General features: G+C 61.4%; 1 protein-coding gene. It reads left to right on the top strand.

Annotation, left to right across the window (positions count from 1 at the left end):
• Positions 1 to 617, top strand: a 617-nt coding sequence (locus LNV09_RS24635) for an ABC transporter permease subunit (protein WP_411969348.1), incomplete at both ends; no start/stop codon positions are given.

Genomic DNA, 617 nt, shown 5'->3' on the forward strand with positions numbered 1-617 from the left:
CAGCAGTTCGGCAACGGCCCGGTGCGCATCATCGATCTGGCGCTGCTCTATGTGCTGTTGGCGCTGGGCCTGAACATCGTGGTCGGCTACGCGGGTCTGCTGGATCTGGGTTATGTGGCGTTTTATGCCGTCGGGTCTTACATGTTCGCGCTGCTGGCCAGCCCGCATTTGAGCGAGAACTTCGAGGCCTTCCGCAACGCCTTCCCCGACGGTCTGCACTCGCCGCTGTGGCTGATCATCCCGCTGGGGGCTGGTCTGGCCGGCTTCTTCGGTGTGATGCTCGGGGCCCCAACGCTCAAGCTGCGCGGTGACTATCTGGCCATCGTGACGCTGGGTTTTGGCGAAATCATCCGGGTCTTCTTGAACAACCTTGAGTACCCCATCAATATCACCAACGGCCCGCGTGGCATCGGTCAGATCGACTCGATCCACTTCTTCGGCCTCAATCTGGGCCAAGGGGCCGAGTTGTTCGGCTTCAAGCTGCCCTCGGTGACGCTGTACTACTACCTCTTCCTGGCCTTGGTGGTGCTCAGCGTGATCATTTGCTACCGGCTCGAGAACAGCCGCATCGGCCGCGCCTGGATGGCCATCCGCGAAGACGAGATTGCCGCCAAGGC

Source organism: Paucibacter sp. B2R-40 (assembly GCF_025717555.1).
Classification (GTDB): Bacteria; Pseudomonadota; Gammaproteobacteria; order Burkholderiales; family Burkholderiaceae_C; genus Paucibacter_A.